Annotated in this window: 6 protein-coding genes and 1 pseudogene; 3 read left to right on the forward strand and 4 right to left on the reverse strand. The window is 66.8% G+C overall.

The window, feature by feature from the left end:
- The first annotated feature begins 277 nt into the window (after positions 1-277).
- The 3 genes from Amac_RS49670 to Amac_RS49680 all read left to right on the forward strand — a co-directional run bounded on the left by Amac_RS49670 (position 278) and on the right by Amac_RS49680 (position 5,713).
- The gene (locus tag Amac_RS49670) at positions 278-3,283 is read left to right on the forward strand and encodes an AAA domain-containing protein (protein ID WP_155361414.1); all 3,006 of its coding nucleotides are present in this window, start codon (positions 278-280) and stop codon (positions 3,281-3,283) included.
- Between the two features lie 380 nt (positions 3,284-3,663).
- Positions 3,664-5,232, forward strand: a complete 1,569-nt coding sequence (locus Amac_RS49675) for a pectate lyase family protein (RefSeq protein WP_155361415.1) — start codon at positions 3,664-3,666, stop codon at positions 5,230-5,232.
- A gap of 199 nt (positions 5,233-5,431) precedes the next feature.
- A complete protein-coding gene (locus Amac_RS49680) occupies positions 5,432-5,713 on the forward strand; it encodes a metal-sensitive transcriptional regulator (protein WP_155361416.1) in 282 nt (93 codons plus the stop codon).
- 19 nt (positions 5,714-5,732) lie between these two features.
- On the opposite strand, the gene Amac_RS49685 is transcribed toward Amac_RS49680, so the two are convergent.
- The 4 genes and pseudogenes from Amac_RS49685 to Amac_RS49700 form a co-directional block, all read right to left on the reverse strand.
- A complete protein-coding gene (locus tag Amac_RS49685) occupies positions 5,733-6,053 on the reverse strand; it encodes an SHOCT domain-containing protein (protein ID WP_218041749.1) in 321 nt (106 codons plus the stop codon).
- A gap of 120 nt (positions 6,054-6,173) precedes the next feature.
- A pseudogene (locus Amac_RS49690) lies at positions 6,174-6,404 on the reverse strand (hypothetical protein); the annotation flags it as partial.
- Between the two features lie 19 nt (positions 6,405-6,423).
- Positions 6,424-6,633 carry a heavy-metal-associated domain-containing protein gene (locus Amac_RS49695; RefSeq protein ID WP_155361420.1) on the reverse strand — a complete coding sequence of 70 codons (210 nt, stop codon included), beginning with the start codon at positions 6,631-6,633 and terminating at the stop codon, positions 6,424-6,426.
- Between the two features lie 228 nt (positions 6,634-6,861).
- On the reverse strand, positions 6,862-7,833 hold a 972-nt coding region (locus Amac_RS49700), incomplete at its 5' end, for a C40 family peptidase (RefSeq protein WP_307729860.1).

Here is a 7,833-nt window from a genome sequence, read left to right on the forward strand (position 1 = left end):
CCGCTCCTGGCCGAGCCGGCGATGCCACGCAGTGCCGTACTAGCGCGTGGCAGTGCCGACAGGCCCTGACGTCGGTTAACCGTGAGCCCTTAACGGCATGTGCATACCGCGATGGTGTCGAATGTGATGACGCATTACGTCAAGAATGCCCGGGGCGCGGTCTCATCGGCACCGAATTTCGCTCGGTGGGGTTGGATTGAGCGGGTCAGCGGTACGCGGAATGGGTAAAGTCCTTTTCCGCACCGCCATGTTGGTCTCTCTATCTCCCCGGAGTGCGATGACAGGCTCGCGGCACAAACCCTTCCCCGCCGAAGAACTCCTGCGGGCCGTACAACTGGAAATCGTCGCGGAACTGCGGAGTGATGGGGACGGGGAGAAGCTTTCCCTGACCGCGGGCCGCAGAATCGGCGGCACGGGGGAAACCCGGGAATACCTCTTCTCCTGCCGGGCTTGGCAGCCGGCGTTCGCCGGGGACAAGCTGCTGGTGCGATCATCGCGCTCCCGCGAGGCGTGGACTCCCGCGGAAACGTCCCGGATGCCCGACGGCAAGATCAAGGTCCGTACCGCAGCGGACCTGAACGGTGAGAACGCCCAGCTACGCCAGGACGAAACGGCCGGCTGGGCCACCGTGGCCGAGCGGCTGGAGTCCGCCGGCCGCGCCGACGGACTGGTCAACCTCACCACGGCGGGATGGATTGTCGGCCAGGGACGGCCGCGCATCGGACACTGCGCCACCCCGCAGGACTACATCCGCGAGTACGGCTCACGTCAGCTCAACCCCGGACAGCGCCGAGCGATCGAACAGGCCCTGGGCAGCGAGCTGACCTTCATCTGGGGACCGCCGGGAACCGGCAAGACCGATGTCGTGAGCTGCGTCGTCGAAGGCTGTTACCGGCAGGGGATGCGGGTGCTGTTCGTGGCCCCGACCAAGGTCGCGGTGGATCAGGCGCTTGAGCGCATCTGTGACCTGCTGTCCGGCGAGGAGGCCTTCGACGCGGGTCTGGTCCAGCGGGCCGGTGAGATCGAGCTCGCGTCGCTGGCGGGGAAGTTCGGCGAGCAGATCGACCCGGCCAAGATCGCCCTGCGGCTTTCCGCCTCGCTCACGGCCCAGCTCGACCAGGCGCGAACCAGCCTGGAGGCCGCGCGCCGGGACCTGGCCCGCCATGACGAGGCCGAGAACCTGCGACGCGAGCTGACGGACCTGTGCACGCGGCGTGACGCGGCGGCCCGAGACGCGATCCTGCTTCACGAGCGGATCCAGGCCGCCCAAGCCACGCTGGCGAAAACCGAATACGAGATCCGGGAGATCGGCACGCCGTCCGGGCTCTTCGCCAAGAAGAAGCAGGCCAAACTCGATCATCTTGGCCGTCTTCACTGGGAGCTGAGCAGCGGACTGGCCGCTCTTCAGCAGCAGCTGGACGGGGCTCTCCGGGCTCGGCAGCAAAACGGGGACGAGGCTGACCGACTCCAGCCGAAGGTGACGGCCGCCTTCGATCGGCTGCGCGGCATTCCCGGCCGTGGCCCGCTGCGGGAGGCCGCCGACCGGTTGCAGGAGCAGGTCACCGCGTTGGAGAGCGAACTCCAGAAGATCGCCGAGGTGGTTCGCCGGAATTGCCAGGTGATGGGGACAACCGTGGCCAAGGCCGTACAGTCTCGCAGGCTGCTGGATTCGGTCGATGTCGTGATCATCGATGAGGCCGGGATGGTGAACACCCCGTCCGCCTGGTGCGCGGCCGGGCTCGCCACCCGCAGAGTCGTCGTCGCGGGCGACTTCCGGCAACTCCCCGCGGTGACCAAGTCCCCCGGAGATCGCAAAGCCTCCGCCCAGGACCGCGAGCACGCCCGCCTCTGGATGGACCGCGACCCGTTCACCACAGCCGGACTCGTGGACCAGGCCGGTACGGCTCGCCGCGACGACCCGCGGATGGTGTGCCTGGACACCCAGTACCGCATGCGCCCGGCGATCTGCGAGATCGTCAACACGGTCGCCTACCCCGACTCGCCGCTCCGCACCGGCCGCGGCGACGCCGGTCGGCTTCCCGCGTCAGCACTGCTCGACGGGCCGCTGATCCTCGTCGACACCACGCCGCGCCGCCTGCCCAACGAGAACCGCGCCAACGGGCACAAGACGAACACCGTCCACGAAGCCGTCATCCACGAGCTCATCCGCGGGCTGCAATTCGATCAGGTGCTGCCCGCCCGCAAGTCGACCGGCACCCGGCCGACCGACCTGATGGCCGTGATCTCCCCGTACAAGGATCAGGTGAGAGCGCTTCGCGACAGCCTGACCTACCGGTTCGGCGCGGAATACGACGGGCTCGTCGACACGGTCCACCGGTTCCAGGGCAGCCAGCGGCCGCTCGTGATCATCGACACGGTGGCCGGGGCCGGGGACAAGGTCGGCTACTTCTACGACCAGGTGGGATTGTCCTCGTCCACCTGCCGCCTGCTCAACGTGGCACTCAGCCGGGCCCAGGACCATCTGATCGTCGTGGCCGATGTGCGGTTCCTGCACGCCAAGCTCAACCAGAGCAGCGAGGCCGCACGCATGCTGGCGCACCTGGAACGCCATGCCCGGCTGCTGTCCGTGGACGACCTCGTGCCCTTCCGCAGCGCCGCCGACCTGGCTGGACTGCCGGAGGAGGAACTGGCCCGCCCCGCTTTCTTTCCCGCCGACGAAGTGCCCCGCGCCGTCGCGTGGGACATCGCCCGCGCGCAGCGCGGGATCGACATCTACTGCGCCTTCCTCGACCCGAACCCCGTGCGGCAGTGGCTCCGGCAGCTCAGCCCGCGCATCCAGGCCGGGGTGCACGTCACCATCCACACCCGCGACCAGTCCGACGACCTGCGCAGGAACGGACTCGTTCAGGAACTCGAGGCGGCGGGCTGCAAGATCTCCACGCGTGAACGTATGCACGAGAAGGTCCTCATCATCGATGAGACGGTGCTGTGGCACGGTTCCCTGAACCTGCTGGCGAACATCGGCCCCACCGATCTGATGATGCGCATCACCGACCCGTCCTCCTGCCGGCGCGTCCGCACCATCGTCGACCGCGCCCGGATGGAACGCCCCGCGCGGCCGCCGTCCCAAGGACACGCCGAACACGGCACCGTGATCAACGGCCGCTTGTACGTCAGCGTTTCCTTCCACGACAAGGATGACTTCAAGCAGGCGGCCCGAGCGGCCGGAATGCCGGCGTCGTGGGACAAGGACCGAAAGTTGTGGCACGTGGACGCGACCATCCCCCGCGAGAGGATCGCGCGCTGGCTCCCACCGTCATGACGTCCTGCGCACGATCTGGACAAGCGGTCTGCCAGCGGTCCATGCCATCACCTTAATTCGCGACCGGAATCTCACGGTTGCCGGCGGATGCCTGTTGCAGGTTTGTTGCAGGATTCGCACTTTCCATTGACGCCTTTTGACAGCCGCCGTTATGGTCCGGCTAAGTGGAAAGCGCTTTCCGTCACTCTTTTCGGCGTACGGCTCTCGGCGTCCCCCTTCGCCGTGGGGCCAGCACGCCGCATCACTTCGCCGGTCTCTACGCCGCCCCGCGGATTTCGTATGCCAGCACTTCTACGGCATAGCCATCCGGCCGCAGGCCCGCAGCGCCGACCGGACAGAGAAGAACGCACCCAGCATTCGAAGACGAAGGTGAGAAGAGGATGAGACGAGCAGTCGCATTGCGACTTCAGGCGGCGCTGGCCACGGCGGCCATTGTGGCCGCGGTAGGTGTGGCCTTACCGGCACTCCAGGCGTCGGCAGCGGTCGGCAGCGCCACGGGCTACGCGAGCGCCAACGGCGGGACCACCGGCGGTGCGGGCGGACAGACGGTGCGGGCCACCACGGGGACCGCGATCCATGCGGCCCTGTGCGGTCGGGCCAGCAGCAGCACCCCGATCACCATCGAGGTCGAGGGGACCATCAATCACGGCAACACCACCAAGGTGTCGGGCGCGAGCTGCAACACCGCCGCCGGCCTGATCGAGCTCAAGCAGATCAGCAACGTCACGATCATCGGGGTCGGCAACGGGGCCGTCTTCGACCAGCTGGGCATTCACATCCGCGAGGCCAGGAACATCATCCTCCAGAACGTGACCATCCGGAACGTCAAGAAGTCGGGTTCGCCTACGTCCAACGGTGGTGACGCCATCGGCATGGAGAGCGGCGTCCGCAATATCTGGGTCGATCACGTCACCCTGGAGGCCTCGGGTGGCGAGTCGGAGGGCTTCGACGGCCTCTTCGACATGAAGGACGACACCCAGTACGTGACCCTGTCCTACAGCATCCTGCGCAACTCCGGCCGCGGTGGGCTCATCGGGTCCAGCGAGAGCGACCGCTCGAACAGCTTCATCACGTTCCACCACAACCTGTACGAGAACATCGACTCCCGTACGCCCCTGCTGCGGGGCGGCATCGCTCACATCTACAACAACTCCTACGTGAGCCTCCACGAGTCCGGGATCAACTCCCGGGCCGGGGCTCGCGCCAAGGTGGAGAACAACTACTTCAAGGACTCCAAGGACGTCCTGGGCACCTTCTACACCAGCGAGGCCGGCTACTGGCAGGTCAGCGGCAACATCTTCGACAACGTGACCTGGTCAAGCCCCGGCAGTGAGAACAACCCCGCCGGCCCCAACCCGCAGTCCAACACCACCGTCAGCGTCCCGTACTCCTACGGCCTCGACGGGGCCAGCTGCGTGCCGAACATCGTCCGCCAGACCGCGGGGGCCAACAAGGGTCTGCAGGTGTCGAACGGCAGCTGCTCGCCGCAGACACCGAGCCCAACGCCGTCAGCCAGCCCCTCACCGTCAGCCAGCCCTTCTCCGTCAGCTAGTCCTTCTCCGTCAACCAGCCCTCCACCCAGCGGAACCAACCTCAGCATCGGGGCCGGCTCCGACGGCTCCAGCAAGGCTGACGGGACGAGCTACGGCAACGTGCGGGACGGCGACATGAGCACCTACTGGTCGCCGGCCGGCTCGACCGGTGACATCTCGATCAAGTGGAGTTCCGCCAAGACCGTGTCCAGGATCATCATCCGTGAGGCGTCAGGCTCCGCGGGCAGCATCGGATCCTGGCAGGTCATCAACGGCGGCACTGGCGCCGTCCTGAAATCCGGCAGTGGGGCGGGCGCCATCACCTTCGCCTCGACCTCGCTGAGCAAGATCACCTTCAGGATCGCCAGCTCGACCGGCACGCCGAAGGTCGCCGAGTTCGAGACCTACGCCGCGTAGCGGATCTGTCCCGCCGGAACGGGGCCCGTCAGACTGACGGGCCCCGCACGGTAAGCCTCGGCCGAACCTGAATGGAGCCCATCGGCCGGCCTCAACGCTGATCATTCACGCCGACGCGGCGTCCACGGATCGGATGAGTCGGTGAAATACCGTACACGGGTATGCTGCTGAGCATTGTGTGGGAACGGGAGGACGACAGATGGCCGGTTACTCGCACAACAAGCAGGACCACGTGCGGCGGCTTCGGCGGGTCGAGGGGCAGGTCCGCGGGCTGCAGCGGATGGTCGAGGATGACAAGTACTGCATTGACGTCCTCACGCAGGTGTCGGCGGCCACGAGCGCTCTGCAGTCCTTCGCCTTGTCCCTGCTCGAAGAACATCTGGCGCACTGTGTCGCTGAAGCCGCCCAGAAGGGCGGAGCCGAAGCCGACGCCAAGGTCAAGGAAGCCGCTGAAGCCATCGCGCGGCTCGTCCGTTCCTGAGTTGCCATCAACGCCCGTCCTATCCGGTCGTGCCCCGCGCTGAAGGCGCGGCGCCGCCCAGCACCTGCAGGCGCTGGGTGTACTCGTCCTCGTCGATCTCTCCGCGAGCGAACCGGTCGGCGAGCACCTGTTGCGGCGTCGGTGTCTGGGCGGCCACCGCGTCCGGCTGGCCGCCGCCACCCAGGGACCGGACCAGCAACACGATGCCGGTGATAATCAGGCCCCAGAAGAGCAGGCCGCTGACAGCCATGGGCACCATGCCCCAGCCGCCCATGCCGTTGCCCCAGTACATCATCGTGATCTCCTCCATCCACCGGCCGGACTTGCGAGATGCCTCCACCGTGCTCTCGACTGCCCGGGCCGGGTATGGGCGCACGTCACGTGCGGCAGGGTCGAAGGTCCCTACCCCCTGGGGGTACGAGCGTGGGAGGTCTTCGGCCCCCTGCCGCGCTGCCCGCCTTCACCCGGACCACGTTGCGCGGAAGCGGCGCAGGCGCAGGCTGTTGCTGACGACGAAGACCGAGGAGAACGCCATGGCGGCGCCGGCGATCATCGGGTTGAGCAGGCCGAGCGCCGCCAGCGGGAGGGCCGCCACGTTGTAGGCGAAGGCCCAGAACAGGTTGCCCTTGATCGTGCGGAGGGTCCGGCGGGAGAGCCGGATCGCGTCGGCCGCCACCCGCAGGTCGCCGCGCCCAGCTTGGCGGCGGTGTTCATGACGGATCCACTTCGTATCCGGCCTCTTGGACAGCGGCCTTGATCTGCTCACTGTCGATCGGGTCATCGCTCTCCACGGTCAGGAGCCCGCTCGCCAGGTCGACCTCCACCGCGGTGATACCAGAGATCTCCCCGACCTCTTCCTTGACGGAGCTGACACAGTGACCGCAGGTCATTCCCTTGACGGTGTAGGTGGCGGTGGTCATGGCGATCATTCCTCCTGCTGGGTTGATCAAGAAAGGCTTCGATTACCCCCATGGGGTATGCCAACGCAGGGAAACGTAGCATACCCCCCGGGGGTTTGCACAAGATTGCCCGGGGGTTGCGGCCTTCCACCCGTTCTGTGGACAGGTCACAGCAGAGGGAACGGGATGTCCGCGCAGGCGGTTAGAGGCGCGGAGGACGCAAGAGATGCGCCCACATGGATGTCTTCGTCAGGGGCGGACGGCGCCGAGGAAGCGGCCTCGCCAGTAGCCGTCAATGGTGACCACCTTGACGACGTCGCCGGTCTGCGGAGAGTGGACCATCTTCCCGTCACCCGCGTAGATGCCCATGTGTCCCAATCCCCGGCTGAACAGCAGATCGCCCGGTTGCAGTGCGTCCAAGGGGACTCGGCGGCCGGCACCCCAGGCCCACTGCTCGTAGGTGGTGCGGGGCAGCTGGACTCCCGCGGCTCTCCAGGAAGCCTGGGAGAAGCCCGAGCAGTCGTAGGAACCGGGGCCTGTGGCGCCGTATCTGTACGGCTTGCCGACCTGGGCGAAGGCGAACTCAAGGGCCACGCGCGCGTCCCCGGAGGCGGGCCCGGTGTAGGCGATTCCCGTACTGTTCGGGTCGCCGACATTGAAGGCACCCAGCTGGCGCAGGAGTTTTGTCTGCTCTCTTACCAGCCGATCAGCCTTCTTCTTCTCCTTGCCCACCTTGTCGCGTTCCGTGTCCGCCTCAGCGAGCACGACCTTGGCCTCGTCGCGCTGGGCGCGCAACTCCACGGTGGTCGCCTCGAAGGAGCGCAGCGCTTCCGTCTGGGTTCGGGCCATCTGGTCGATGGAGGTCATCCGGCTCAGCATCGCGTCAGCGTTGCCGGAGTCGAGGAATCCCTGCATGCCGGACAACCCGCCGAACTGGTAGCTGCCGACCGCCAGCGAGACGAGACCCTCGCGGAGGGCGTCGAGTCGTGCGCGCTTGCGTTCCAGCGCGGTGTTGAGACCCTGGTACTTCTTCCTGGCCTTCTGGTACGACTCGGTGGCTTGGTTGTACTTCTCGACCACCTCGTCGGCCTGCTCGTTGAGCTTCACCAACTTGGCACGGGCTTGTGCGATGGTCGGCCGGGGTTCCGCGGTCGCGCCGCCTTGAGCGACCAGTAACGCGAGTAGGAGAAGACCCACGGTCACTGGTATTCGCCCAAGTCT

It is taken from the genome of Acrocarpospora macrocephala, from assembly GCF_009687865.1.
Taxonomy (GTDB): domain Bacteria; phylum Actinomycetota; class Actinomycetes; order Streptosporangiales; family Streptosporangiaceae; genus Acrocarpospora; species Acrocarpospora macrocephala.